Here is a 24,737-nt window from a genome sequence, read left to right on the forward strand (position 1 = left end):
CCAATTGGAAAACGGGAGACGCCAAGCGCATGAAAGTCCCTAAGCGACTCAAGCCGCTGATGGAAGATGGTCTGATCGACGAGGTGGTCAGCCAGCTGATGAGCGGCAAGGAAGCCCAGGTGTTTGTGGTTCGCTGCGACGCGGAGCTGCGCTGCGCCAAGGTCTTCAAGGAGGCCAAGAGCCGCAGCTTCAAGCAGGCGGCGACCTATCAGGAAGGGCGAAAGGTGCGCAATAGCCGCCGCGCCCGTGCCATGTCGAAGAAGACCCGCTACGGCCAGCGCGAGCAGGAGTCGGCGTGGCTCAATGCAGAGGTGGATGCGCTCTACCGGCTGGCCGAGGCCGGCGTTCGCGTCCCCACGCCTCACGGCTTCGTCGACGGCGTGCTGCTGATGGAGCGGATCGCCGACGGCGACGGTGACGTGGCGCCACGCCTCGATGATATCGAGCTCGATGCCGCCACGGCGCTCGACTATCACCAGCGGCTGATCAACGAAGTCGTGCGCATGCTTTGCGCCGGCTTGATCCATGGTGACCTGTCGGAATTCAATATCCTCGTCGGCGCTGACGGCCCGGTGGTGATCGATCTGCCGCAGGCGGTGGATGCCGCCGGCAACAACAACGCCCCGTGGATGCTGGTGCGCGATGTCGACCGCCTGCGTGCCTTTTTTGGCCGGATCGCCCCGGAGATTCTCGCGACCGATTACGGCAAAGAGATCTGGGCGCTTTACGAGGCGGGCCAGCTACACCCTGACGTGACCCTGACCGGGCGCTTCACCCCGGATACCACGCTGATCGACGTCGATGACGTGATGCGTTCGATCGACGACGCGCGGGAAGAAGCGGCGGAGCGTGATGCCAGGCAGCAGGACGACGTCGAAGAGTGGTAGCCCGCAGCGTCTCGCGATGAGGGTTGGACAGTGCGCATGAGCGTCTACAATGGTAGCCCTGCACGCAAGTGAGACGGAGCGCCGTTCGACGGCCCGTCGTGATCAAGGAGTTCGCTCATGCAAGTCGTCAATCTTCGCTCACCCGGTGGCCTGGATCAGCTCACGCTCAATCAGGTCGATGAGCCCGGCGAGCCCGGCCCGGGCGAGATTCGCGTCCGCCTCCACGCCAGCTCGCTCAATTTCCACGACTATCTTGTGGTCAGCGGCGCCATGTCCACCGAAGAGAACCGTATCCCGATGTCCGACGGTGCCGGCGTCGTTGAAGCCATCGGCAAGGGCGTGGATGAGTTCTCGGTCGGTGACTCGGTGGTTTCCACGTTCTTTCCGCACTGGCTCGACGGTCCCGCCCGTGTCGCCGACTTCAAGACCGTGCCGGGCGATGGCGTCGACGGCTATGCCCGTGAGCAAGTGGTGCGGCCGGTGGCATGGTTTACCCATGCGCCGAAGGGCTACACCCACGCCGAGGCAGCGACGCTGACCACCGCCGGGCTGACTGCCTGGCGTGCCCTGGTGGTCGATGGCGGTCTCAAGGCCGGTGACACCGTGCTGACGCTCGGTACCGGCGGCGTCTCGATTTTCGCCGTCCAGCTCGCCAAAGCGATGGGCGCGCGAGTTATCGCGACGTCCTCGTCCAATGACAAGCTCGCCCGACTGCGCGAACTCGGCGCCGACGAGACCATCAACTATCGCGAAGAGCCGGAGTGGGGCAAGCGCGTCAAGGCGCTTACCGATGGTCATGGCGCCGACCACGTCATCGAAGTCGGCGGCCCGGGTACACTGCCGCAGTCCATCGAGGCGGTGGCGATTGCCGGACACATCTCGCTGATCGGGGTGCTCACCGGTACGGCCGGCGACGTGCCGACGGCCAAGCTGATGGCGAAACAGGCGAAGCTTCAAGGGTTGATCGTTGGGAGTCGTCGCGATCAGATCGATATGATTCGCGCGCTCGAGGTCATGGGCATCAAGCCGATTCTCGACCGTGCTTTCGGACTCGACGAGATCGCCGACGCGTTCCGTCACCAGGAGTCGGGACAGCACTTCGGCAAGATCTGCCTGGAGTTCTAAGGTGCTCTCGCGCCGTGAACGGGCTGTTATCCGGTCACGGGGCCGTTCGCCTAATCAAAAACGCCGCCGGGNNCCCGGCGGCGTTTTTCGTTGGCCTGCGGCAGGTGGCGGCTTAGCGACGTGAGGCGGGTCGCAGGTCGTAGTCGAAGTACTCTTCCATCAGCGTTTCGAAGGTACCGTCGGCATAGACCTCGTCGAGTGCCTGATTGAAGGCATCCGCGAGTGCCTCGTCGCGAGGATGCACGGCAATCGCATTCCCCAGGCCGAAGATCGACTCGGGCTCGTTGATGCGCGGACCAACCTGCTCGTATTCACTGTCGGCATCGCCGATTGACAGAGTATCGAGCGCGACGGGGTAGTTGAGGAAGGCGAGGTCCAGCCGCTGGGTTTCCAGATCCAGCGCGACTTCCGCTGCCGTGGCATAGCGACGAACGTCCAGCGTGTCGGCATAGCGCTCGGTAATGAAGGCGTCCTGCGTCGTGCCGCGCTGCACGCCTACCGAATGGCCGTCGAGTGAGGCCGGATCGTCGAGGTCGATGTCGGCGCCCTTGCGCGCCACCCACACCTTGGGCGACATCGCGTAGGGCTCGGTAAACCGCACCTGACGCTCGCGGGCCGGGGTGATTCGCATCGACGACATGATGGCGTCGTACTTGTGCGCGAGCAGCCCCGGAATGATGCCGTCCCATCCCTGCACGACCCACTCGCAGTCGAGCTCGGCGCGGCGGCAGAGTTCGTTGCCCAGCTCGATCTCGAAGCCCTCGAGTTCACCGTCGGCATTGCGGTACTCGAACGGGGGGTAGGGGACGTCCACGGCAAGACGAACATGCTGGGTATCGGCGGCGATGGCGGAAGAGGTGACAGTGCCGCTCAGTGCAGCAAGGGAGAGCGCAACGGCCATCCCGGTGAACGATCGTGATTTCAACGCATTTATCCTTGGTATTTTGACGTAACGAGCCCCGGGCGCCGACGCTGCCCGGGCCGGTTAGCTTGGCGCCAACGGCGTGGGCGCGCAACCGCTCGGTGGGGCGCGCCCGTGTCGCGGTGGCTGGCCGCTCGCGCGTCGAATCGCGGGGAGCCGGCGACGATGACGAGGTTGGCATGTAGACTGAGGGCCGCGCCGGCAGGCGTGACGCTGGCCCGCCAGGTGCGGGATCGCCAAGCTTTGACCGTTCGAGAGTTCCGACCCATGCCAACGCATTTTGATCGACGTTCCTTCTCTTCCCGCACGCCAAGCCGAGCGCTCGCGCCGACCGGATGGCGGCTCCAGTGGCTGGCGCTGATCTGTCTCTGCTTCACGCTCTCCGGCTGCGGAATCAACGATATCCCGACGCTCGACGAGAAGGTGAAGTCCGCCTGGTCGCAGGTCGAGAACCAGTATCAGCGGCGTGCCGATCTGATCCCCAATCTGGTCGAAACGGTGAAAGGCTACGCCACCCAGGAGCGAGAGACGTTGACGGCGGTGACCGAGGCGCGCGCCAAGGCGACCTCGATTCAGGTCGATGCGGACACGCTCAACGATCCGCAGCAGATGCAGCAGTTCCAGCAGGCGCAGCGCCAGCTCACCGGTGCGCTCAGCCGGCTGATGGCGGTCTCCGAGCGCTACCCCGACCTCAAGTCGAACCAGAACTTCCTGGCGCTGCAGTCGCAGCTCGAGGGCACCGAGAACCGTATCGCGGTGGCGCGGCGTGATTTCATCGGAGCGGTGGAAGCCTACAACACCGAGATTCGCACCTTCCCCGGCAAGATCTGGCACAGCCTGATGTACAGCGACATGCCGGTCCGTGAGAACTTCGAGGCCACGGCGCCGAACGCCGATCAGGCCCCACAGGTCGATTTCTGATGCGATTCGACACTGGCAAAGGGTTGGGTTTTGCCCTCGTCGCTGGCCTCTGGCTGATGCTTTGCGCCGCCACCGCTCAGGCCGCACCGGATTTCCCGGCGCTGACCGGGCGGGTGGTGGACAATGCCGAGCTGCTCGATCCCGCAACCGAATCTCGTCTCACCGATACCCTTGCGGCGCATGAAGAGGCAACCGGCGAACAGGTCGTGGTGGTGACGCTGCCCGACCTGCAGGGCGAGCCCATCGAGGATTACGGCTATCAGCTCGGCCGGGCCTGGGGGATCGGTCAGGAGGGCGAGGACAACGGCGCGCTGCTGATCGTGGCGCTGGACGAGCGCGCCGTGCGAATCGAAGTGGGCTATGGCCTGGAAGGCCGGCTGACCGACGCGCAATCCTCGGTCATCATCAATCAGGTCATTACCCCGGCCTTTCGCAACGGCGATTTCACTCAGGGCATCGTCGATGGCACCGACGCGATCGTTCAGGTGCTCGGCGGCGACCCGCTGGCCGAACCCGAGCGACAATCGCCGAGAGAGCGTAGCGGTGGTGCCAGTCTCGGTGGGGCCGGCGTCTGGTTCTCGATTCTCTTTTTCATCGTCATGATCATCGTCCGCAGTGGCGGTGGGGGCGGTGGTAAAGGCGGCGGACGCCGTCGGCGCGGACGCGGCATGCTCGGCGGGGCCGCGATAGGCGGGGCCCTCGGTGGCGGTTTCGGTGGCTCGGGCGGCGGCTTCGGTGGCGGCGGGTTCAGCGGCGGCGGCGGCGGTTTCGGCGGCGGCGGCGCCTCCGGCGGATGGTAACGGCGGTGACTCAACAAGGACGAAGCGGCATGTCATTACTCAACAAGAGCGAACAGCGCGAGGTGGGCGAAGCGATCGCCCGGGTCGAGCGCGATACGGATGCCGAGATCGTGACGGTGCTTGCCGCGCGGGCGGACGACTATGCCTACATTCCGCTGCTATGGGCGGGGCTGGTGGCGCTGATCGTGCCGGGGGCAGTGGCCGTGGTCGCAAGCTGGATCGATGCGGCGACGGCGCAGTGGGTCGGTGGCTGGATGCTGCTGTTATGGCAGTGGCTCACCTTCGTGGTGCTGGGCGTGGTGTTTCGGCTGCCGGCCGTCACGCAGCGGCTGATCCCGCGCCATGTCCGCTTCTGGCGCGCCTCCAACCTCGCCCGGCGTCAGTTCCTCGAACAGAACCTGCATCACACCGAAGCGGAGACCGGCGTACTGATCTTCGTCTCGGAAGCGGAGCGCTACGTGGAAATTCTGGTGGATCGGGGCATCTCCGGCCGGCTCGATAACGGCGTCTGGGAGCGCATCGTCGCGGATTTCACGCAGAAGGTTCACGAAGGCCACACCCAACAGGGCTTTCTCGACTGCGTAGAAGCCTGCGGTGAGCTGCTCAAGACCCATGTGCCCGCGACCCATGAACGTAACGAGCTACCCAACCGGCTCGTCATACTGGAGTGAGCGCGGCGTCGTTCAGTGTCGTCCCCGTGACGGTCGCTGGGTCGACGCTCGATACCCCATCGCACCAACGACAGCGCCANNGGCGCTGTCGTTTCCAGGGACCCGGCGAGCCAGGGCCTGAGGCTTGAGGCAAAGCGCCTGAATCCCAGCGCTTTACCCTCGCAACCGGATCTTCAGACGTTGCCGCCGGCCGAGCCGCCGTTACCGGTACGACCCCGGCCGCCACGCGAGCGGCGCCGGCGCGGCGCGCCAGCGTCGTCGCGACGATTGCCTTCATTGCCGGCGGCACGATTGCCGCGATTGTCATCATTGCGTTGTGAGGACGCGCTGCGCCCGCCACCGTTACCACCGCCGTTGTTGCTGCCACCACCGCCGCCGCGGCGCTGACCGCCACCGCCGTTGCCGCGGCGCTGGGCCGGACGCGGGGCACGACCTTCGTTCTCGTCGACCTTGGGGCCGCCACCGGGGGTGGGCTCGAAGCCTTCGATGATCTGGCTCTGCAGACGCTGGCTGATCAGGCGCTCGATCCCGGCCAGCTCTTTCTTCTCGTCGACGCTCACCAGCGAGACGGCTTGACCGCTGGCGCCGGCACGGCCGGTACGGCCGATGCGATGGACGTAGTCCTCGGCGACGTTGGGCAGCTCGAAGTTGACGACCTGCGGCAGCTGGTCGATGTCCAGGCCGCGGGCAGCGATATCGGTGGCCACCAGCGCGCGTACGTCACCGCTCTTGAACTCCGCCAACGCCTTGGTACGCGCGTTCTGGCTCTTGTTGCCGTGAATCGCCGCGGCCTCGATGCCCTGACCTTCCAGATACTTGGTCAGCCGGTTGGCGCCGTGCTTGGTGCGAGTGAAGACCAGCACCTGATGCCACTGGTGCGTCTGGATCAGATGCGAGAGCAGGGCAGGCTTGCGGCTCTTGTCGACCGGATGCACCCACTGGGTGACGGTGGTCGCGGCAGTGTTGCGCGGCGTGACCGAGACCTCGACCGGATCGTTCACCAGACCGCGGGCCAGGCTGCGAATCTCGTTGGAGAAGGTCGCCGAAAAGAGCAGGCTCTGACGCTGCTTGGGCAGCACCGCCAGAATCTTGCGGATATCGTGGATGAAGCCCATGTCGAGCATGCGGTCGGCTTCGTCGAGTACCAGCACTTCGAGCTGATCGAAGCGCACGGCTTTCTGCTGGTAGAGGTCCATCAGACGACCGGGCGTCGCCACCAGGATGTCCACGCCGCTCTTGAGCTTGGCGATCTGCGGGTTGATCTTGACGCCCCCGAAGACCACGGCGCTGTTGAGCGGCAGGTGCTGGCCGTAGGTCTCGACGCTCTCGGCGACCTGGGCGGCGAGTTCCCGTGTCGGGGTCAGGATCAGTGCCCGAACGGGGCGCGCGCCGCGGGGCGCCTCGCCCTGGGACAGACGGTGCAGAATCGGCAGGGTGAAACCTGCGGTCTTGCCGGTGCCGGTTTGGGCGGCGGCCATCACGTCACGACCCTCGAGCACGGCGGGAATCGCCTGCGCCTGGATCGGGGACGGCGTGTCGTAGCCCTGTTCGGCCACGGCTTTCAATAACGGGGCGCTAAGGCCCAGCGAGTCAAAACGCATTCGGAATTCTCTAGGTCGCGGCAGAGGCGAAGCGAAGCGGCTACGCGCTGCCGGAAGTTGCCAAGACTGGCGGGTGCGCCGAAGTGGCGCCGAGTCGGAGGGTCGTCATCTCTATGCGCTTCGCGTGACGACGGCCAGACGGGTAAATTCAGTGGGCGGCAGCTTAACGCATGTGCTTCTTCACGGCTATCTTGCTGATGTGCCGGGTTCGATGGGGGAGAGTCCCCATCCGCCCCAATGCCTCACATCACACCCGGAGAGACCCCATGCACCGAAGCCGCCTCGCTGCGCTCGTCATCGATAGCCGCGTCGATGACCCAAGAACCGCCATCGACTTCTGGGCGGCCGCACTGGGCTATCCCTGCCGCGAGGTCGACGGCCAGTACGGCCATCTCGAGACACCCACCGACCAGCCCGACGTGCTGGTACAGCGGGTCGCCCACGAAAGCCGAGTCCATCTGGATATCGAGACCGACGATATCGATGCCGAGGTCGCCCGGCTCACCGCCATCGGGGCGACGGTGGTCGAACGCTTGCGGCGCTGGGTGGTGATGCAGGCGCCGACCGGGCACCGGTTCTGCGTCGTGCATCCCCAGCGGGTCGATTTCGACGCCGACGACAGGGTCAACGTCTGGTCTTGATCCGATATCCACCGCTCACCGTAGAACGTATCGTGATCGGAAGGCAGAGTATCGTCGCTCTCGGTGCGGCGGGCTCGCGCAGCTTCTGACTGTCGATAGAACCGATTCTTGATGCGGTTAACCTGGGAGCGATGACCGTGTGTGAACTACTGGGCATGAGCGCGAATGCGGCGTTGGATCTGCGCTTCAGCTGGCGCGCATTTCGTCGTCGCGGCGGAGGCAACGGGCCCCACCGCGACGGTTTTGGTGTCGGCGTCTATCGTGACGACGGCTATCACGACTTCCACGACCTGTCCCCGGCGGCCGAATCGCCGTTGGCCGATTTTCTCGCTAACACCATCGTCCCCGCGACAACGCTGCTGGGGCATATTCGCCAGGCCAACGAAGGCAGCATCGAGCTGCAGAATACCTATCCGTTCACTCGAGAGATGGGCGGGCGTCTCTGGTGCTACGCGATGCAGGGCCAGCTCGCGGGCTACGAAGCGCTACCGCTCTCCGGACGCTTCACGCCCCAGGGCAGCACCGATGGTGAACACGCCTTCTGCTGGCTGCTCGACAGGCTCTCTGAGATCGACAGGAGCGACTCGGCCGCAGTGGCTGCGCTTATGGATGTCTGTGGCGAGCGGCTGGCGGGGATGGGCGTTTTCAATGCGCTGCTCAGCGATGGTCGAACGCTCTACGCCTACGCCAGCAAGCCGATGCACTGGCTGACACGGCGCGCGCCCTTTGGGGTCGCCAACGCGCTCGACAGCGGGGAACGCCTGGATCTAGCGGTTCACTGCGACGAAGCGAACGTCCACACGCTGATCGTTACCCAGCCGCTGACCGACGAGCCATGCTGGCAAGTGATGCCGGCCAACCGGGCGGTGGCGTTTCGCGCCGGCGAACGTCTGACTCGAGACGTTCATGAGACGTTCTCCCGAGGCTGAGCACGAGGGTTGGCAACGCGCTGGTGTTGCTGAGCCCAAGGCATGCGTTTACCCCGCGCAATTGAACCCCGTTAATAATCCCGCTAACGTCTTCCTGTCATAACAACAATGTAGGGTGACGCCCGAGAGCGAGCGCCGGTGGGCTGGCGGCCACGGTTTCCAACGGGCAACGCTCGCGGAGTCACTTCTAAAGGAGACTATTATGGTGTCGAACCGTTCTCGCTACGCGGTCGGTGGGACCGCTGCCAAAGCGTCATCACGTCTGGCGCTCGTCGCCGCGATCGGCCTTGGTGGCCTCGTCGCAAGTGCCGGTGCCAACGCGCAGAGTGAAACCACAGATCAGCCCAGAGGCTCGACTCTCTGTACCAAATTGCCGGTTCCCTGCGACGCCGTGATCGCCCACCGAGGCGCTTCTTTCCAGGCGCCGGAGTCCACCACCCCTGCCTATCGCCTCGCCCGGGAACTCGGTGCCGACTACCTCGAACTCGACCTGCAGCGAACGAAGGATGGCGAGCTGATCGCTTTTCACGATAACGCGCTCGGGCGAAACACCGACGTTGCCAAGGTCTTCCCGGATCGCGCCGATGCCCCGGTATCGGCTTTTACCCTGGCCGAGCTCAAGCAGCTGGATGCCGGCAGCTGGTTCAACGAGACCTACCCCGAGCGGGCGCGAGACAGCTACGTCGGGCTCGATATTCTCACCCTGGACGAAGTGATCGATATCGCCGAGGGCGGTGACAACCGACCCGGGCTCTACATCGAGACCAAGGTCCCTGAGCAGTTCCCCGGCATCGAGTCGGACCTGCGCGCGGCTCTCGAGGCGCGCGGCTGGGCCGGTGACTCGACGACGACAAGCGAGCCGGCTGCCGAGGGTGCCGTCGACGTTGCCGATGGCCCCGGGCGGGTGATCATGCAGACGTTCTCTCGCCAGAGCCTCGCCGAGCTGGAAACGTCGCTGCCTGACGTGCCACGGGTGCTGTTACTTTGGCTCGGGGAGGGCGGAATCGATGCCGCCCCCAGCGATCCGCAGGGCGATACGGAGAGCGTCGCCGACTACTACGCTCGCCAGACCGTCGCCTCACCCGAGGCGTACGCCGAGTGGATCGACTTCGCCAAGTCACACGGCGCCGTCGGTATCGGCCCCTCGACCGTGCAGCAAGATCATGACGGCACGTTCAGCAGTCAGTTCAGCTACTCCGATCTCGCCGAACCGTGGATGATCGGCATGGCTCACGACGAAGGATTGTTGATCCATCCCTACACCGTGGATGAACCCGTCGATTTCGAGCGCTATCGCGAGCGAGGTGTCGATGGTTTCTTTACCAACCGCCCCGCAGCGCTGCTCGAATTCTACGGTCGTGGCGCTGGCGATCCATCGACGATCCTGAACGATCTCGGCTACTAGGCGCTACCCGAAAGGCGCCAGTCTTCGCCGGCACTTCAGCCCCATCCCTTTGTATCCGACAATTGTCGCTCGCCCTCGCGGCGAGCGTTTTCATCGACTTGGAGATTCATCGTGACTCAACGCCCCCAAGCGACGCCCAGTGTGCAGGTAGACAACGACCGCGTGCGCGTTACCGAGTGGCGCTTTCCCCCAGGTGGCGAGACCGGTTGGCACGAACACGGCCACGACTATGTCGTGGTCCCGCAGACCACCGGCAAACTGGAACTCGAAACTCTCGACGGGCATACCTTCTCCACGCTCGAAACCGGCGTCTCCTACTACCGGGACAAGGGGGCCGAGCACAATGTGGTCAACGGGAATGACTTCGAATTCGTCTTCGTCGAAATCGAGATGAAGTAGCGGCGGACGAACCCGACTGCCGAGGTGCCTGCCGTCGGCTTCGATGGCAGGGCCGCAGGATCAACACAACAGGGAGAGAGAAGGTTCGATGTCCGATGAGAAGCGTCAAAGCGTCTGCCGCTGGCTCGCCGAGCAGCAGGCGGCGATGGTGTCCTGCCTCGAAACGCTGGTGAATATCGACTCCAACAGCTACGACAAGGCGGGCACCGATGCCGTGGCGGATGTCATCACGGGCTGGCTGGAGGACGACGGTATCGATGTGCGGCGCCTGCCGCGGCCGGACTCGGGAGATATTCTCGAGGCCCGACTCGAAGGGGACGGCAGCGATGCGGCCAGCGGCCATGTCCTGATGATGGGGCATCGTGACACGGTCTTTCCCACCGGGACGGTGGCCAAGCGCGGCTATACCCAGGAGGGGGAGACCGCCTTCGGGCCCGGCGTCGCCGACATGAAAGCGGGACTGGTGCTGAACCTCTTCGTGCTCCGCGCCTTGAAACGACTCGACCCGCTACCGTTCCCGGTGCGGGTACTGTTTACCGCGGACGAAGAGATTGGGTCTCAGGATGGAACGGCATTCATTCGTGAGGCGGCAGCGGGTGCCAGAGCCGTTTTCAACGCCGAACCCGGACGGATCAGTGGCAATGTCGTCACCGGGCGCAAGGGCGGTGCAGCCTTCCGCATCGAGGTCGAGGGGCAGGCGGCCCACGCCGGTGTCAGCCACGCCGACGGGGCCAGTGCCATCGAGGCGCTGGCGCGCAAGATCGTCAAGCTGCATGCCCTGACGGACTACGAGGCCGGCGTGACCACCAATGTCGGGCTGATCGATGGCGGTGTCTCGCGCAATACCGTGGCGCCGTCAGCCAGCGCGCAGCTCGATACGCGTTTCGTCACCAACGCGCAGCGCGAGCGATTGCTGGCCGAGATCGAGGCGATCATCGAAGCGGTCGAGGTGGCCGGGACGCGGGCAATCCTCACGCAGGTTTCCGGTTTTCTGCCGATGGAACCCGCCATGAGTGAGGGACTGTTTCTGCGCTACCAGGCGCAGGCACGAGCCTTGGGTTTTGACGTCGATGGCGAATTCACCGGCGGCTGCTCGGATGCGGGCACGACCGCGAGTCTGGGCATTCCGACCCTCTGCGGCACGGGCCCCGTGGGGGCAAAGATGCACACCGACGCCGAGTACTGCCGGCTCGAGACTTTCGTGCCACGAACGCAGGCTATCGCGCTGACCATTCTGGATCTTATCGACAACCGCTGAAGTCAGAACGCTCGACCTCACCGAACGCCACCGCAACGCGCGGGCATCCGGTGAGGGTCGCGTCGCGACTCGGGGTCACGCAGGGTGGCTAGCCGCGGGTGGCAAAGCGATCAGTGGCGCGCACCAGCGCCGCCATGGTCTCCGGTTCGCTGAAGGCGTGGCCAGCGGCTTCGATGATCTCGAGCTCGGCTTCGGGCCAGGCCTGCTTCAGTTCCCAGGCGTTGCGCAGTGGGCAGACCATGTCGTAGCGACCGTGAATGATGATTCCCGGAATGCCCTTCAGCCGGTCGGCCTGACGAATCAGCTGGTTGTCGAGCGAGAAGAAGCCCTTGTTGACGAAGTAGTGGTTCTCGATGCGCGCGAAGGCGAGCGCGAAGTGCGCATCGGCATGGGACTGGCTGGCATCGACCGGGAGTAGCTTCGACGTTTCGCCCTCCCAGACGCTCCAGCGCTGCGCGGCCTCGAGCTGCACCTTCCGATCCTCGCCATTGAGTCGCTCGTGAAAAGCGGCGATGACATCGTCACGCCGTTCTTCCGGCAGGATCTCAACCAGCCGAGCCCATTTCTCGGGGAAGACGTTGCGGGCGCCGTCTTTGTAGAACCAGTCCAGCTCCTGCTGGCGCATGGTGAAGATGCCCCGCAGCACGAGCTCGCTGACGCGTTCCGGGTGCGCTTCGGCGTAGGCGAGCGCCAGTGTCGAGCCCCAGGAACCGCCGAAGACCTGCCACTTGTCGGCGCCGATCATCTCGCGCAGGCGCTCCATGTCGTCGATCAGATGCCAGGTGGTGTTGTTGTCGAGGCTCGCGTGCGGGGTGGAGCGCCCGCAGCCGCGCTGATCGAACAGCACGATATCGTAACGTTCGGGGTCGAACAGCTGACGATGGATGGGCTTGGCGCCGCCGCCGGGGCCGCCGTGGAGAAACACCACCGGCTTGCCCTGCGGGTTGCCGCAGCGCTCCCAGTAGACCTGATGGCCGTCGCCAGTATCGAGATGTCCGCTGGTGTGCGCGTCGATCGGCGGATAAAGGGGCGATTCGGCGGGTTGTGAAGCATTGACTGACATGGTTGACCTTGACCAGAGAGTGAATGAAAGACGGCGCGCGAGGGCGGTGATGTCGCCCCACGGCTCTGCTAACATCTCGACACTTTGACCCAAAGGTACGCTGCGACTCCAGTGCGAGCTGCCGCCGGGTCCCTTGATTCGAACGAGGGCGGTCGCCTCTGGCCGCGACGGGACGCCATGAAATCTCGCGATACCGGCTTTCGCCATCTAGTTTACTCCACCGGCTACTCTCTGAAGGGGTTGGTCGCCGCATTTCGTAACGAGACCGCGTTTCGTCAGGAAGTGGCGCTCTGCGCCGTGCTGGTTCCCTTCGCCTGGTGGATCGGCAAGAACCCTGTGGAGTGGCTGGTTCTGGTCGGTAGCTGCGTGTTCGTGCTGATCGTCGAGTTGCTGAACAGCGCGGTCGAGACCGTGGTCGACCGCATTGGGCCGGAGCACCACGAGCTGTCGGGGCGCGCCAAGGACATCGGCTCGGCGGCGGTGATGCTGGCGCTGGGGATGGCGGCGACCACATGGGGGCTGCTCGCCTGGGACAAGTTCTCCGGCTGAGCTCGCGGCGCGCAAACGTTTCCCGTCCCGATGTTCTTGCGCCTCAGTCAAGGTCCCCCCGCCGGTCGACGTCACGCCATATGCTGGGCGTCTCGACATCCACCCAGTGGCGTGCGGCGCTATGACGATTCACGATATCCCGTGCGCCCTCGCCGTCGGTGAGGGTGGCAAGCGCCCCCCAGAACGTTCGCCCGAACACCACCGGATGCCCACCGCGGCCCGCAAAGCGCGGCATCACGATTGCCTTCGGCTTGGCCTCGGCACTCAGTTGCTGACACAGCGTTGCCTCCAGCCAGGGCATGTCGCCAAGGATGACCGCCGCCGCCATCGCCGGCTCCTCGATGGCCTGCAGGTGTCGAAAGGCGTCGCCCAGCGATCCGCCCAGCCCCTGCATCGCCGATATCGCCTCCACGCACTCGAATCGCGTTGTCTCGGCGGCGGGCGCGCCGGTCGGCGTCGACACCTCGACCTCGTTGCGGTAATCGATCCCTAGCGAGGCCGATGTCTCACCCGGTCGCGTCAGCACATAAACCCGGGGGTAGGCGGGGGAGACGTTGTCGAGGGTCGTCGCGAGCAGGGTGCGGCCGTCTTCGAGCCGGTGGTGGCGCTTGTCGGCGCCAAAGCGCCGGCCCTGGCCGGCGGCCATCACCACGGCAATGACGTCGCCGGGCAGGTCAGAGCGCATCGCGCGCCTTGCCCCGTCGTACCCGTAGCACGTCGGCAACCACGGCAAGGGCGATCTCCGCTGGTGTCTTGCTGTCGAGATCCAGTCCGATCGGCATGTGAATGCGGTCGATGGCTTCGTCGCTCAGTCCGCCGGAGCGGGCGAGACGTTCGGCGCGTTTGGCGGAGGTGCGCTTTGATCCCATGACCCCCACGTAAAAAGCCGGTGTTCGTACCGCTTCGATCACCGCCAGGTCGTCGATACGCGGGTCGTGGGTCAGCGCCACCACGGCAGTGGCGGCGTGACAGGCGCCGGAGGCGATGAACAGTGACGGTAGGGCGGACTGTACCTCGACGCCCTCGATGACGAAGTCGCGGCGCAGCGCATCGCGTGGGTCGCAGACAATCACTTCGAAGCCGAGGGTTCGGGCGAACTCGGCACAGAAGCGAGAGACCGGCGAGATGCCCGCGATGATGAGTCGCAGCGCCGGCCCGACGCGCAATTTGACGACCTGGCCGTCGCGCTCGACCCGCGGACCGTTTTCGTCGGCCTCGACGAAACGTTTGCGCTGACGCTGGAGGTCGATGTGGCGCACCAGTGATCGCTGGCCGAGCAGGGTGGCGTGAAGGACCTCCAGATGGGTCAGCGTCTCGGCGCCGGGTGCCAGGCGTTCGACCAGCACATCCAGAATGCCGCCACAGGGGAGCGATACCTGGGGCGATTCGTCGGCGCCATCGCCGTAGCGAACGATTTCGAACGCCTCAGTGAAGCGCCCCTGGGCGACACGTGCCAGGAAATCTTCCTCGATGCAGCCCCCCGACAGTGAGCCGACACAGGTGCCGTCTGCCTTGGCGACGAGCATCGACCCGGGTTCGCGAGGGGATGAGCCAAAGGTGGCGAGAACGCTGCAGAGCCAGACGGTCTCACCGCCGTTGGCCCACGCTAGCGCGGCGTCGAGGACCTGGAGATCCATGTGCTGCATAGAGACTCGTTCCTTGAGAATCCGCGCGTCTTGATGTCGCGCGCTGCTCGACAGGTAGCAGAGAAAAAGAGGAAAAACACTTCAGTATAATTCGCGATCGGCCGCGCATCGCGTCTAAAAAAGGGTACCGTATCGAGAGTCTGGCTGACGGCGTGCGACGCGCCAAGGTTTCAGGCCCGATGAGATGCCGATGCGGACGGGACGAGGGTGGCTGCGGGTGTCGTTGCGCAAGCGACGCTCGATTTGCTCCCAATTTGCCCCATACTGTGAGTCACGATGCGACATGTTACCCCATGGCATCGCTGCCTCCGTCACGCCACTCGGCCCCACAGGACCGCCGTGCAACGACAATAAAGAGGGGAGCTTTCACTCATGCCCTATCGATACTCCGTCGGCGACAGCGCTGTCCCGCCCACCTCGTTCTACGGCTCGTCCGAAGACGCCCCGCGTAGCGAGTGCCATACGTTCACCGACCAGGTCGGACACCTGCTGCGTCGCGCCTATCAACGCCACACCGCGCTGTTCCAGCAGCAGAGTCTGGACTCGCAGCTCACACCGATTCAGTTCGTGACGCTGAGCGCGCTGCATGATCGCGGCGCGAGTTCGCTGACCCAGCTGGTCAAGGCGACCTCGATCGACCTGGCGACGATTCGTGGCGTCATCAAGCGCATGCAGAGTCGCGGCTGGATCGAGACGACGTCTGACCCCAGCGACCAGCGCAAGGTGATCGTTGGCGTGACTGCCGCCGGCAACGCACTGCTGGTGGAGATGTGGCCGCGTGCTCGGCAGGTCTCCTCGATGACGATGAAAGGGCTCAACGTGGCAGAACGGGTCGCGCTGATCCACCTGCTCGAAAAGATGACCGACAGCGAAGTCTCGGCAACCGACGACAAGCTCACTCCGCCCTTCGATGACGTCGGTGATTACTGACCGACCTGCCGGGTCGTGAACAGCGCCCGGGTCCTCGCCCAGCTTCCTGCGCGAGGCGGCGGACTCACCTTTCAAGATGACTTTTGCAGGCCGTCGGGGCACTCTCTGGCATCCGGCGTGGGTTCGCCGGACCTGTCTTTCCAGCCGAAGAGTGAGAGGAGTGTCGATGAATCCCCGACGACTCAAATGGGGCATCTGGGCCGTGGTTGTGCTCTGCTACGCCGTACCCTACGCCCTGCTGCGGGACGTCGCCCACTGGTACGGTAGCTTTCTCTTCTGGGGAATCGCCGGCCTAACGATCATCCTTCTCAACGTGCTGATGACCGCTGATTTCAACGATCGATTCGAGGAGTGACCGATGTCGCTTGGACTTATCTGGGCGGCGGTCGGCGTCTATCTACTGCTTGGCCTTGCCATCGCTTTTCTGTCGCGCTCGGAGAGCACCAACGGCGCGCGTGTGGACATGTCGGGGTTCTTTCTCGGCAATCGCCAGATGAATGGCTTCGTCTCTGCGCTTAGCTACAGTGCCACCACCTACAGCGCCTTCATGATGGTGGGTCTGGCCGGCCTGACCTACGCCGGCGGCGTCGGTGCGTTCGGCTTCGAGATCGTCTATTTCGCTGGTGTGTCGCTGGTGGCGATCTTCGGCCCGAAGTTCTGGGCCGTGGGCAAGCGATTCGGCTACGTCACCCCCAGCGAGATGCTTGGCCATCGCTATCAGGATCGCCGGGTGGCCATCGTCACGGCATTGGCGAGCTGCCTGTTTCTGATTCCCTATGCCGCGGTGCAGCTGGCGGGTGTCGGCTATCTACTGGCGGGCATGAGCGAGGGGGCGATCACTTTTACCACCGGCGTGGTGGTCGCCGCGCTGCTGGCGATCCTGTTCTCGTTCATCGCTGGCATTCGCTCGGTCATGTGGACGGATTCGCTGCAGGCGCTGTTCATGATCGTGGCGTCGACCCTGGTCGCGCTGCTGGTGGTGCAGTCGCTCGGTGGGTTCGCCGCGCTCTTTGATACCCTTGCCACCGACCATCCGCAGTCACTCACCGTTCCGGGGCCAGGGCTTTTCAACCTGACGACCTTTGTCGGCCTCACGATTCCGTGGTTCTTCTTCAGTCTCTCCAATCCGCAGGTCAGTCAGCGGCTGTTCATGCCGGCCTCGCTGAAATCGATGCGCCAGATGCTGATCGGTTTCCTGGTTTTTGGCTTCGTCTACACCCTGGTGTCAGTGCTGTGGGGTTTCTCCGCGCTGGTGGCCTTTCCAGGCCTGGACCAGTCGGACCTGGCGACGCCGACACTGCTCGCCTCCGAGCACGTGCCACCGATACTTGGCGTGATCGTCATGGTGGGCATTCTCGCCGCCGCGGTCTCCACCATCGACTCGATCATGCTGACGCTCTCTTCGATGCTGTCGCGGGACGTCTACGCCCAGCTCGCCCCCGGCGCGAGTGACGCGCGACAGCTCCGGGTCGGCAAATGGGTGCTGCCGGTGATCGCGCTGCTGGCGCTCATGTTTGCCGAGCTGCAGCTGGATCTGATCGCGGTGCTTTCCGTTGCCGCCTCCACCGGTCTGGTCGTGATCGTGCCGTCGATCATCGGCGCCTTCTACTGGCGACGGGGAACGGCTGGCGGGGCGCTGGCGAGTATTGGCGGCGGCGGCTTGGCGGTGATCGCGCTCTACGCTACCGGAGTCACGCCGCTGGGTTTGCCGCCGGGCATCTGGGCGCTGCCGGTAGCGGTGACCCTGTTCGTCGTCGCGAGTCTCGTGACGCGGGCGCCGTCGGTGCGGGCGCAGGAGTTTCTCGCTGCGGCGGGCCGCTAGACGTCCGGCGCCGCCTTCGGCTTCCCGCCGTGGCGAATCGCTAGAAAGAGCAGTAGCAGCACCGGCGCCAGCAGCAGCAGATTCACGGTCTGCCATCCCAGCCAGGCCTCGAGCGGGCCAGCCATCAGTGCCGACAGGGCAGCCAGCGAGAAGACGCTGAAGTCGTTGATTGCCTGCAGTCGCGGCGCCTCGCTGGCGCTGTGCAGGGTCGTCAGCCAGGCGCTCGCCGGCAGGAACGTGAAGTTCCAGCCGAGCCCGAGTAAGACCAATCCCGCCACGAACCCGATCAGTGCCGGCGTCAGCAGCGCGCAGGCGAGGCTCGCCAGCAGGCAGGTCGCGCCTGCCGCGATCATCGGTCCGTGGCCGAGGCGGCGCGTCAGCCGGCCGGTGAGGAAAGAGGGGGCGAACATCGCCAGCATGTGCCACTGGATCACGTCGGCAATGTGACCGAACGGGTGTCGGGCCTCGTCCATCGCCAGCGGCGTGGCGGTCATCGCGAGGTTCATCACGCTGTAGCCGAGGGCCGCGCAGACGACCGCGGCGACCAGCGTTGGCTGGCGCAGCATCGACACCAGCGGCCGCGGCGACGCTTCGGGAGCATCGCGGCCGCCGGCTGGCGGCAGCCGAAGCAGCAGCAGAATGACGAAAGCGATCCCATAGAGCCCGGCAAGACCGAGGAACGACCCCAGAAATTCGGTCGCGAGGATGTCGCGAGAGTGGCGTGCGAGCCACGGACCGGCGAAGGCGGCGAGCACACCGCCGGCCATCACCAGACTCAGTGCACTGTCTCGCTGCGCCGGCTCGGCAACGTCCACCGCGGCGAAGCGATAGAGCATGCCGGTGGCGATACTCGCCCCGATGCCCAGCGTGCCGACGACGAAGCCCGTGAATGAGGCCCCGAGGAGGGCAGTCATGCAGAGGCCGACGCCAGCCAGCCCCACCAGATTCCCCATGACGAAGGTGCGCTTGCGGCCCCATCGCGCCGTCAGATAGCCCGCAGGCAGCGTGGCAAGGGTCAGGCCGATCAGCTGACTGGCCACGGGCAGGGTCGCGAGCGCTGACGACGGCGCGAGCCAAGCGCCCACCAGCGGACTGACGGTGACCAGCAGCACGTTGCCGGTGATCAGGAGCGCCTGGCAGAGCGTCAGCCCCCAGACCGTCAGTGGCAGAGACGGTCTTGAGATAGTGCTCATGAAGCCTCCCGGGCGAGGTCGTCGGTGTGGCCAAAGCGGGCGCGGTAGACGCTGGGTGCGAGCCCGTAGCGGCGTTGAAAGCCTCGCCGTAGCTGCTCGGGGCCGCCCAGCCGGCAGTGTGTGGCGATATGGGTCAGCGACGCGTCGCTCTCGGCGAGCAGTTGCCGCGCGGCTTCCAGTCGCAGCTCGGTGAGAAAGGTACCGGGCGTCATGGCGAGCTGGCGGCGAAACAGCCGCTGGAAGTGACGAGGTGTCACCGCCAGGGCTTCTGCCAGTGTCTCGACCCGCCAGTCGGCCAGCGGGTCAGCGAGCACGCGGTCCAGCAACGCGCGAAGCCGACCCACGCTGTTGATCTGGCAGCGCAAGCCCTGGCTGAATTGCGCCTGGTCGCCGGGACGGTGGAGAAACATGACCAGTTGGCGGGCGACCGCTGCGGCGAGTCGGTGATCGTGGTCGCGTGCCACCAGCGACAGTGCCAGATCGATCCCGGCGGTGACGCCGGCGCTGGTGTAGAGGCCGCCGCTTTGACGGTAGAGCGCGTCGGCGGCGACATGAACGCGTGGGAACTCCCTGGCGAGGCGGTCGGCGTCGCGCCAGTGAGTCGTGACGGTGCAGCCGTCGAGCAGTCCCGCTCTGGCTAGCGCGAAGGCGCCGCTGCAGATCGAGCCGACACGGTGTGTGCTTGCCGCGCGCTCGCCGAGTGTCGCGATGAAGCTGTCGGGCAGGTCGTGTACGCCATGGCCGCCGGCAACCAGTAGCGTGTCGCCGGGAGGCGTGCCGGCCAGCGCGTGGGTGGCGAGTAGCGTCATTCCGCCGTTGGTGGTGACGGGGCCGGGGGCCTCGGCGAGCAGGCGTAGCCGATAGCGCGCGCCCTCGCTTGCTTCCTCGCTTTCCGTATTGGCCGTCGCGAACACCTGCCAGGGACCGCTGGCATCCACCAATTGGCAGTCCGGATAGACGACAATATCCACAGTGTGTGGCATGGCAGGACTCCTCGAACGATTCGCCCAGTCTGGCGCCGCCCGCCGAGGTCGGCAACGACGCGGTCCCCACCGATAACGACCCTGCCGTTGCGTCTACGGGTCGACCCTCTCATCCTTTCGTCTAATTCAGCCCGCTCTCATGGGTTTATGTTTCACAGCCGAGGAGCCGGTCTCTATCATTTATCTGACCGATAACAGGCTAACTAACGGAAGACAGGGAGCTCTATGAGCAACGTCGAGCAGAGAGATATCGAAGCCAGTCATCGGAGTGGGGCGAAACGGCGGTGGGTGCCGCTGGTGATGCTGAGCAGCGTGGCTCTGGCGGGGAGCGCCCATGCCGCCGAGCCATTTTCCGCCGACGGCGACTATCTCTTCGGCGACTGGGGCGGCAATCGCACGGCCCTCAGCGAGGCCGGTATCGACTTCGATTTCAACTACACCGGTGAGGCGGCGACGCTGCTGGACGGCGGCTATCACGACAGCCACGTCACCAAGTACGCCGATCAGTTCGCCGTCGGTGCGCAGCTCGATCTCGACCGTCTCGCCGGCATCCCCGACGCGGTCTTCCAGGTCACGCTGACCAACCGCAACGGGCATTCGGTCAACGACCGCATGAGCGATCCTGACGCCATCGTCGGCGGCTCCAACGTGCAGGAAGTGCAGGGGCGCGGGCCGGTGACGCGCGTCACGCAGCTCTGGTACCAGCAGAAATTTCTGCAGGAGAGCCTCACGATCAAGCTGGGGCGCATTCCGTTCGGCGACGACTTTGCGGTGTTCGACAATCACTTCCAGAACCTGGCGCTCGGCAGCAATCAGCCGGGTAACTGGGGCAACAACATCTACAACTGGCCGATCTCGCAGTGGGCAGCCGTGGTCCGCACGGATTTCGCTGATGACTGGTACGCCCAGGTCGGCGCCTTCGACATCAACGACCGCAACCTGGAGAACGACGGCTTCGATCTACGCACCGGCGGCAGCGATGGGACGCTCTTGCCCGTTGAGGTGGGCGTCACGCCGACGATCAACGGTCTGCCCGGCGCCTATCGATTGGGGGGCTACCACAACGACGTCGAGAATCGTGCCTACGGGGCCCGCGACGCCGACAGCACCAACGACACCAGCAGCGGTCTTTTCTACGTGGTCGAACAGCAGGTGTCCCAGCGAGGGGGCGATACCGAACGCGGCCTGACGCTCTTCAGCATGGGTAACGTCAATCACGGTGACACTGCCGGAATCGACCGCTACTTCGCCCTCGGCGCAATGTACGAAGGGCCGTTCGATGCCCGTCCGCAGGACGATCTCGGTGTTGGCCTTGCCTATCTGCACGTCAACGATGACGTCAACGACTACGTCGATTACTACAACGCCACGCCGGCAGGATCGCTCACGCCGCTGCCGAATCAGGGCCACGAGTACAACGCCGAGCTCTACTACAGCGTCAACCTCACCCCCTATCTCACCGTGCGGCCCAATCTGCAGTACGTCGTTAATCCTTCCGCCGTGGACGACGTCGACGACGCCTGGGTCGCGGGCACGACCCTGCAGGTGAGCTTCTAGAAAAGACGCCAAACCGGCCCAGTCGGTCACGCCGACAATGAAACCCCGGATCGCGCGTCGCCGCGATCCGGGTTTTTTTGCGGCTGTCAGGTGCCCCCGCGGCGGCAGGCCGGCGGGCATGCCAACCGGGGGTCACGTCACGCGGGAGTGGGGCCCAAGCCATGATCCCTGGGCTTGCGGATCACCATGAAATAGAAGAACACCGCGGTCAGCGCGATGAAGAAGAGACTGTCGGGGCTGGTCAGAAAGATCAGCGGATTGCCGTCGTTGATGGACAGCGCACGGCGGCAGTACTCTTCCAGGCTTGGGCCGAGCACGAAGCCCAGCAGCAGGCAGACGATGGGATAATGCTGACGCCGCAGAAAGTAGGCCAGCACCCCGAAGACCAGCGCCAGCGCCATCTGGAAGGTGGAGTAGGTCGCCACGTAGCTGCCCACCAGAGCGACGATCGCGATGCTCGAGTAGAGCACGTCGCGGCGGATCGACACGATCTTCAGAAAGTAGGGACCGAGCAGGTAGAGCGTCAGCGGAACCAGGATCAGCGCGCTGACGAACAGCGAGGCGAACATCGGCGCGACGAGATCGAGCTGCTGGGTCATGAACTGCGGCCCCGGTTGGAGCCCGTTGATGACCAGTACGCCGAGCACGATGGCGGTAGTCGGGTCGCCCGGGATCCCGAAGGTCAGCATCGGCACGAAGGCGCCGCCGCACATCGAATTGTTGGCGCACTCCGCCGCCGCGATCCCCTCGGGAGTGCCCTTGCCATAGCGCTCGGGATGTTTGGACGAGCGCAACGACTCGGCGTAGGAGACGAAAGCTGCCATCGAACCACCGGCCCCCGGCAGAATGCCGACCGCGTAGCCGATCACCGCGCTTTTCAGGTAGCGCAGGAATCCGATCTCGCGGACTTCGGAGAGCGGCGGGACAAAGTCACGCCGGCGCACCGGCGCTGCCTTGATCATGTCAGGGTCGACGGTGCGCGTGCTGCGGCTGTCCGCCTGGATCAGAAGCTCGCTGATAGCGAAGGTGCCGATGATCAACGGCATCATGTCGATGCCCTGCACCAGTGTGCTGGTGCCGAAGGTGAAGCGCGCCAGCGGCTGGACCACATCGATACCGATGGTGGCGATCATCACCCCCAGCAGCGTGGCGATCATGCCCTTGGTGATCGAGCCGCGCTGGGAAATGATGATCACGATCAGGGCGAAGGCGATCAGCGAGAACTTGCCCGGCGTTCGAATGAGCAGCGCCACGTCGGCCGCCAGCGGCGCGACCACCATCAGCAGCAGCGCACCCACCGAACCGCCGATCATCGATCCCAGTGCCGCGTGACCCAGCGCCTTGGCGCCTTCGCCACGCTGCTGCATTGGGTAGCCCTCCAGTGCCGTCATCATCGATGAGGGCGCACCGGGGATGTTGATCGTGGTGGCGGTAATGCTGCCGCTGCACATGCCGGCCATGAAGATACTGGCGCAGGCGACCAGTGCCGTGGTGACGTCGAGACTGTAGGTCAGAGGCAGCAGCAGGGCGATGGCGAGCACCGAGGTAAGGCCGGGCACGGCACCGAAGAAGGTGCCAATGAGAAAGCCGCCGACCATGTAGAGCAGGGTTTCGGGGTTGGCGAGCGCGGCGAAGCCGCCCATGAGGCCAGAGAGAGTCTCCATGATCACTGGCTCCAGAAGGTGGGCAGGCGAACCTGGAAGACGACCTCGAACAGCAGATAGCCGGCGAGGGTGATGAGCAACGTGGCGACCAGCTTCGAGAGCCACTGATTGCGCAGGCTGCCGCTGAAGAGTCCGGTCAGCAGCAGTACGTAGACCAGCGTCGCGACGACATAGCCGATCCGATCGAACGCCAGCAGATAGCCCGCCGTTAGAACGATGACGCCGATCGCCCCCGGCGTGAGGCCGAGATACCGCCTTTCAGTGGGGGCGTCGTTGCGCGCTTCAGTGCTGGCCGCTTTCGCGGAGTCTGCGGGGGCTTCTTCGGTGGCTGGCGCGCGGGGGCGCAGAGCATGGAACATCGCGACAGCGAGCGCGATCAGCACGACGACGGCCGTTGCGATAGGAAAGAACGAAGCGGTCATGTTGCCGTCGCGCATCGGCGGGCCGAGCTGCAGCGCGGAGATCAGATAGATCAGCGTGATGACGGCAATGATCGCCGGCAGCAGGAACTCGCCGTCGAGAAGGCGTGACCGGAGAGCGTGTCTCGAGGGCATGGTGGCGAACCTCCGAAGTGCGCCCCTTGCCGGGCCAGTGGCCGGCACAGGGCGAGGGTGGCCTCTCGGCCGAGCCGAGACATTGGGGCAGCGATCCCGGCGCGGGGATCGCTGCCGACCCGAGGGGTTATTTCTCGAGCACGCCCTGGTCGACCAGATCGTCCATGGTGGTGAAGAGCTGCTGCTGAGTCTCGTTCGCCCATTCGGTGACGTCGTCCGTGCCGAGCCAGGCCGGCGTGACGCCGATATTCTCCAGCCACTGCTGGAACTCGTCGCTCTCGTAGGCGTCGTGATAGGTCGACTCGAGTTTCTCGATGATGTCATCCGGGGTGCGCGCCGGCGCCACCATGATGATGAAGCTGCCCATCTCGAGATCGATGCCCGTGTCGGTCTCGGTCACTGGCGGCACATCGGGAAACCCCTCGTTCTGGGTGTCGGTGAACTCCACCAGGCCGCGCGCCTGTCCGGACTCGATCAGCGGTGCGAGATCGCCGAGGCTGGTCACCACGGCATCGACCTCGCCGTTGAGCAGCGCTTCCTTCTGCGTTGCCGCGCTGTTGTCGTAGGCAACGATCTTGAACTCGGTGCCGGTCTGCTCTTGAAGCTGGAGCATGGTGAGGTGCGTCCGTGCGCCCAGGTTCTGAACGCCGACACGGATGGTGCCGGGGTTCTCCTTGGCCGCGTCGATGAGGTCCTCGAAGGTTTCGTAGGGCGCGCGCTCGGAGACCGTGATCGCATCCGCCTCGCTGGTGATTCGCGCGATCATGCGCATCTTGTCCATGGTGAAGCCCGGCAGCATCTCCTTCCACGGAATGGTGATGATGCTGTCGTAGGTGATCGCGGCGACGGTCTGACCGTCCGGGCGCGCCTTCATCAATTGCAGCAGGCCCGTAGCCGTCATGCCGCCCTCGACGTTCTCGACGTACATCGAGACCGGCAACGGCTCCTCGGCGAGATTGGAGATCTTGCGGACGATGGCGTCGGTGCCGCCGCCGGCAGCGGCGGGCACGATCACCCGAATATCGCGTTCCGGGTAGTCGGCGTAGGCCGCTCCGGTAGAAAGAGCGGTCAGTGCGGTGAGTCCGAAACAGACTGTCTTGAGTATCATGAGGCGTTCCCCTGAGGCTGGCTTTCGCCGTTCCATCGGTTTCACGAGTCGGCGACCTTGGACTGTTGACGCGGGTCGCCGGAGGTTCGCATCGCCCGGTACGCTGGTG

At 64.9% G+C, this 24,737-nt stretch carries 25 protein-coding genes; 15 read left to right on the forward strand and 10 right to left on the reverse strand.

Features of this window, described 5'->3' with window-relative positions; genetic code table 11:
- Positions 1-29 precede the first annotated feature (29 nt).
- Complete coding sequence (locus DOM41_RS08535) at positions 30-887, forward strand: PA4780 family RIO1-like protein kinase (protein ID WP_110686394.1); 858 nt, start codon at positions 30-32, stop codon at positions 885-887.
- Positions 888-1,004: 117 nt separating this feature from the next.
- Positions 1,005-2,012 carry a zinc-dependent alcohol dehydrogenase family protein gene (locus DOM41_RS08540; protein ID WP_110686395.1) on the forward strand — a complete coding sequence of 336 codons (1,008 nt, stop codon included), beginning with the start codon at positions 1,005-1,007 and terminating at the stop codon, positions 2,010-2,012.
- A 112-nt stretch (positions 2,013-2,124) separates the two neighbouring features.
- Here the strand turns inward: DOM41_RS08540 and DOM41_RS08545 are convergent, their stop codons facing one another.
- Complete coding sequence (locus DOM41_RS08545; protein WP_245391779.1) at positions 2,125-2,937, reverse strand: transporter substrate-binding domain-containing protein; 813 nt, start codon at positions 2,935-2,937, stop codon at positions 2,125-2,127.
- A 264-nt stretch (positions 2,938-3,201) separates the two neighbouring features.
- Between DOM41_RS08545 and DOM41_RS08550 the strand changes: the two genes are divergently transcribed.
- Genes DOM41_RS08550 through DOM41_RS08560 form a run of 3 tightly spaced genes read left to right on the forward strand, consistent with a single transcriptional unit; the run spans position 3,202 to position 5,326 of the window.
- The gene (locus tag DOM41_RS08550; RefSeq protein ID WP_110686397.1) at positions 3,202-3,855 is read left to right on the forward strand and encodes a LemA family protein; all 654 of its coding nucleotides are present in this window, start codon (positions 3,202-3,204) and stop codon (positions 3,853-3,855) included.
- Positions 3,855-4,655, forward strand: coding sequence for a TPM domain-containing protein (locus tag DOM41_RS08555; RefSeq protein WP_188112377.1), 801 nt, complete (start codon positions 3,855-3,857; stop codon positions 4,653-4,655). Before DOM41_RS08550 ends, DOM41_RS08555 begins: the two co-directional genes overlap by 1 nt.
- 29 nt (positions 4,656-4,684) lie before the next feature.
- Positions 4,685-5,326: a TPM domain-containing protein gene (locus DOM41_RS08560; RefSeq protein ID WP_110686398.1), complete on the forward strand. Its 642-nt coding sequence runs from the start codon at positions 4,685-4,687 to the stop codon at positions 5,324-5,326.
- 173 nt (positions 5,327-5,499) lie between these two features.
- Here the strand turns inward: DOM41_RS08560 and DOM41_RS08565 are convergent, their stop codons facing one another.
- Complete coding sequence (locus DOM41_RS08565) at positions 5,500-6,927, reverse strand: DEAD/DEAH box helicase (RefSeq protein ID WP_110686399.1); 1,428 nt, start codon at positions 6,925-6,927, stop codon at positions 5,500-5,502.
- A gap of 266 nt (positions 6,928-7,193) precedes the next feature.
- Here DOM41_RS08565 and DOM41_RS08570 point away from each other — a divergent pair, with 266 nt between their 5' ends.
- The 5 genes from DOM41_RS08570 to DOM41_RS08590 all read left to right on the forward strand — a co-directional run bounded on the left by DOM41_RS08570 (position 7,194) and on the right by DOM41_RS08590 (position 11,559).
- A complete protein-coding gene (locus DOM41_RS08570; RefSeq protein ID WP_110686400.1) occupies positions 7,194-7,568 on the forward strand; it encodes a VOC family protein in 375 nt (124 codons plus the stop codon).
- 137 nt (positions 7,569-7,705) lie between these two features.
- On the forward strand, positions 7,706-8,497 hold the full coding sequence (locus tag DOM41_RS08575; RefSeq protein ID WP_157956891.1) for a class II glutamine amidotransferase: 792 nt from the start codon (positions 7,706-7,708) through the stop codon (positions 8,495-8,497).
- Positions 8,498-8,699: 202 nt separating this feature from the next.
- Positions 8,700-9,902 (forward strand): glycerophosphodiester phosphodiesterase, encoded by a 1,203-nt coding sequence (locus DOM41_RS08580; RefSeq protein WP_110686402.1) that lies wholly within the window; start codon positions 8,700-8,702, stop codon positions 9,900-9,902.
- 111 nt (positions 9,903-10,013) lie between these two features.
- A complete protein-coding gene (locus DOM41_RS08585) occupies positions 10,014-10,301 on the forward strand; it encodes a cupin domain-containing protein (RefSeq protein WP_110686403.1) in 288 nt (95 codons plus the stop codon).
- 88 nt (positions 10,302-10,389) lie between these two features.
- Positions 10,390-11,559: a M20 family metallopeptidase gene (locus DOM41_RS08590; protein WP_110686404.1), complete on the forward strand. Its 1,170-nt coding sequence runs from the start codon at positions 10,390-10,392 to the stop codon at positions 11,557-11,559.
- Between the two features lie 88 nt (positions 11,560-11,647).
- Here the strand turns inward: DOM41_RS08590 and pip are convergent, their stop codons facing one another.
- Entirely contained in the window at positions 11,648-12,622 is a 975-nt protein-coding gene (gene pip, locus DOM41_RS08595) for a prolyl aminopeptidase (RefSeq protein ID WP_110686405.1), read from the reverse strand.
- 177 nt (positions 12,623-12,799) lie between these two features.
- Here pip and DOM41_RS08600 point away from each other — a divergent pair, with 177 nt between their 5' ends.
- Positions 12,800-13,171 carry a diacylglycerol kinase gene (locus tag DOM41_RS08600; protein ID WP_110686406.1) on the forward strand — a complete coding sequence of 124 codons (372 nt, stop codon included), beginning with the start codon at positions 12,800-12,802 and terminating at the stop codon, positions 13,169-13,171.
- A gap of 43 nt (positions 13,172-13,214) precedes the next feature.
- Here DOM41_RS08600 and DOM41_RS08605 read toward each other — a convergent pair whose 3' ends face one another.
- The gene (locus DOM41_RS08605; RefSeq protein ID WP_110686407.1) at positions 13,215-13,856 is read right to left on the reverse strand and encodes a nucleotidyltransferase family protein; all 642 of its coding nucleotides are present in this window, start codon (positions 13,854-13,856) and stop codon (positions 13,215-13,217) included.
- Positions 13,846-14,817 (reverse strand): XdhC family protein, encoded by a 972-nt coding sequence (locus DOM41_RS08610; RefSeq protein ID WP_110686408.1) that lies wholly within the window; start codon positions 14,815-14,817, stop codon positions 13,846-13,848. The genes DOM41_RS08605 and DOM41_RS08610 overlap by 11 nt, the downstream gene beginning before the upstream one ends.
- Before the next feature lie 372 nt (positions 14,818-15,189).
- Here DOM41_RS08610 and DOM41_RS08615 point away from each other — a divergent pair, with 372 nt between their 5' ends.
- From DOM41_RS08615 to DOM41_RS08625, 3 genes are all read left to right on the forward strand, one after another.
- Positions 15,190-15,747: a MarR family winged helix-turn-helix transcriptional regulator gene (locus DOM41_RS08615; RefSeq protein ID WP_110686409.1), complete on the forward strand. Its 558-nt coding sequence runs from the start codon at positions 15,190-15,192 to the stop codon at positions 15,745-15,747.
- Between the two features lie 166 nt (positions 15,748-15,913).
- Positions 15,914-16,102, forward strand: coding sequence for a hypothetical protein (locus DOM41_RS08620; RefSeq protein ID WP_110686410.1), 189 nt, complete (start codon positions 15,914-15,916; stop codon positions 16,100-16,102).
- Positions 16,103-16,105: 3 nt separating this feature from the next.
- Positions 16,106-17,569: a sodium:solute symporter family protein gene (locus DOM41_RS08625; RefSeq protein ID WP_110686411.1), complete on the forward strand. Its 1,464-nt coding sequence runs from the start codon at positions 16,106-16,108 to the stop codon at positions 17,567-17,569.
- On the opposite strand, the gene DOM41_RS08630 is transcribed toward DOM41_RS08625, so the two are convergent.
- Both DOM41_RS08630 and DOM41_RS08635 read right to left on the reverse strand, forming a co-directional pair.
- Entirely contained in the window at positions 17,566-18,762 is a 1,197-nt protein-coding gene (locus DOM41_RS08630; protein WP_110686412.1) for an MFS transporter, read from the reverse strand. The genes DOM41_RS08625 and DOM41_RS08630 overlap by 4 nt on opposite strands.
- On the reverse strand, positions 18,759-19,745 hold the full coding sequence (locus tag DOM41_RS08635; protein WP_110686413.1) for a GlxA family transcriptional regulator: 987 nt from the start codon (positions 19,743-19,745) through the stop codon (positions 18,759-18,761). Before DOM41_RS08635 ends, DOM41_RS08630 begins: the two co-directional genes overlap by 4 nt.
- A 225-nt stretch (positions 19,746-19,970) precedes the next feature.
- Here DOM41_RS08635 and DOM41_RS08640 point away from each other — a divergent pair, with 225 nt between their 5' ends.
- Entirely contained in the window at positions 19,971-21,302 is a 1,332-nt protein-coding gene (locus DOM41_RS08640) for a carbohydrate porin (protein WP_245391780.1), read from the forward strand.
- Positions 21,303-21,439: 137 nt separating this feature from the next.
- Here the strand turns inward: DOM41_RS08640 and DOM41_RS08645 are convergent, their stop codons facing one another.
- From DOM41_RS08645 to DOM41_RS08655, 3 genes are all read right to left on the reverse strand, one after another.
- Positions 21,440-22,966: a tripartite tricarboxylate transporter permease gene (locus tag DOM41_RS08645; protein WP_110686414.1), complete on the reverse strand. Its 1,527-nt coding sequence runs from the start codon at positions 22,964-22,966 to the stop codon at positions 21,440-21,442.
- A 2-nt stretch (positions 22,967-22,968) separates the two neighbouring features.
- Positions 22,969-23,520, reverse strand: coding sequence for a tripartite tricarboxylate transporter TctB family protein (locus tag DOM41_RS08650; protein ID WP_110686415.1), 552 nt, complete (start codon positions 23,518-23,520; stop codon positions 22,969-22,971).
- 127 nt (positions 23,521-23,647) lie between these two features.
- Positions 23,648-24,628 (reverse strand): Bug family tripartite tricarboxylate transporter substrate binding protein, encoded by a 981-nt coding sequence (locus tag DOM41_RS08655; protein WP_110686416.1) that lies wholly within the window; start codon positions 24,626-24,628, stop codon positions 23,648-23,650.
- Positions 24,629-24,737: the final 109 nt, after the last annotated feature.

The sequence above is a fragment of the Salinicola aestuarinus genome (assembly GCF_003206645.1).
GTDB classification, from domain to species: Bacteria; Pseudomonadota; Gammaproteobacteria; order Pseudomonadales; family Halomonadaceae; genus Salinicola; species Salinicola aestuarinus.

What these genes read in the sequence shown, in the direction of transcription:
- DOM41_RS08560 (WP_110686398.1), top strand. Translation starts at nt 4,685, where the DNA reads ATGTCATTACTCAACAAGAGCGAACAGCGCGAGGTGGGCGAAGCGATC.
- DOM41_RS08550 (WP_110686397.1), top strand. Translation starts at nt 3,202, where the DNA reads ATGCCAACGCATTTTGATCGACGTTCCTTCTCTTCCCGCACGCCAAGC.
- DOM41_RS08565 (WP_110686399.1), bottom strand. Translation starts at nt 6,927, where the DNA reads ATGCGTTTTGACTCGCTGGGCCTTAGCGCCCCGTTATTGAAAGCCGTG.
- DOM41_RS08635 (WP_110686413.1), bottom strand. Translation starts at nt 19,745, where the DNA reads ATGCCACACACTGTGGATATTGTCGTCTATCCGGACTGCCAATTGGTG.
- DOM41_RS08605 (WP_110686407.1), bottom strand. Translation starts at nt 13,856, where the DNA reads ATGCGCTCTGACCTGCCCGGCGACGTCATTGCCGTGGTGATGGCCGCC.
- DOM41_RS08580 (WP_110686402.1), top strand. Translation starts at nt 8,700, where the DNA reads ATGGTGTCGAACCGTTCTCGCTACGCGGTCGGTGGGACCGCTGCCAAA.
- pip (WP_110686405.1), bottom strand. Translation starts at nt 12,622, where the DNA reads ATGTCAGTCAATGCTTCACAACCCGCCGAATCGCCCCTTTATCCGCCG.
- DOM41_RS08535 (WP_110686394.1), top strand. Translation starts at nt 30, where the DNA reads ATGAAAGTCCCTAAGCGACTCAAGCCGCTGATGGAAGATGGTCTGATC.
- DOM41_RS08555 (WP_188112377.1), top strand. Translation starts at nt 3,855, where the DNA reads ATGCGATTCGACACTGGCAAAGGGTTGGGTTTTGCCCTCGTCGCTGGC.
- DOM41_RS08625 (WP_110686411.1), top strand. Translation starts at nt 16,106, where the DNA reads ATGTCGCTTGGACTTATCTGGGCGGCGGTCGGCGTCTATCTACTGCTT.
- DOM41_RS08570 (WP_110686400.1), top strand. Translation starts at nt 7,194, where the DNA reads ATGCACCGAAGCCGCCTCGCTGCGCTCGTCATCGATAGCCGCGTCGAT.
- DOM41_RS08540 (WP_110686395.1), top strand. Translation starts at nt 1,005, where the DNA reads ATGCAAGTCGTCAATCTTCGCTCACCCGGTGGCCTGGATCAGCTCACG.
- DOM41_RS08610 (WP_110686408.1), bottom strand. Translation starts at nt 14,817, where the DNA reads ATGCAGCACATGGATCTCCAGGTCCTCGACGCCGCGCTAGCGTGGGCC.
- DOM41_RS08640 (WP_245391780.1), top strand. Translation starts at nt 19,971, where the DNA reads ATGAGCAACGTCGAGCAGAGAGATATCGAAGCCAGTCATCGGAGTGGG.
- DOM41_RS08630 (WP_110686412.1), bottom strand. Translation starts at nt 18,762, where the DNA reads ATGAGCACTATCTCAAGACCGTCTCTGCCACTGACGGTCTGGGGGCTG.
- DOM41_RS08600 (WP_110686406.1), top strand. Translation starts at nt 12,800, where the DNA reads ATGAAATCTCGCGATACCGGCTTTCGCCATCTAGTTTACTCCACCGGC.
- DOM41_RS08645 (WP_110686414.1), bottom strand. Translation starts at nt 22,966, where the DNA reads ATGGAGACTCTCTCTGGCCTCATGGGCGGCTTCGCCGCGCTCGCCAAC.
- DOM41_RS08615 (WP_110686409.1), top strand. Translation starts at nt 15,190, where the DNA reads ATGCCCTATCGATACTCCGTCGGCGACAGCGCTGTCCCGCCCACCTCG.
- DOM41_RS08655 (WP_110686416.1), bottom strand. Translation starts at nt 24,628, where the DNA reads ATGATACTCAAGACAGTCTGTTTCGGACTCACCGCACTGACCGCTCTT.
- DOM41_RS08650 (WP_110686415.1), bottom strand. Translation starts at nt 23,520, where the DNA reads ATGCCCTCGAGACACGCTCTCCGGTCACGCCTTCTCGACGGCGAGTTC.
- DOM41_RS08590 (WP_110686404.1), top strand. Translation starts at nt 10,390, where the DNA reads ATGTCCGATGAGAAGCGTCAAAGCGTCTGCCGCTGGCTCGCCGAGCAG.
- DOM41_RS08620 (WP_110686410.1), top strand. Translation starts at nt 15,914, where the DNA reads ATGAATCCCCGACGACTCAAATGGGGCATCTGGGCCGTGGTTGTGCTC.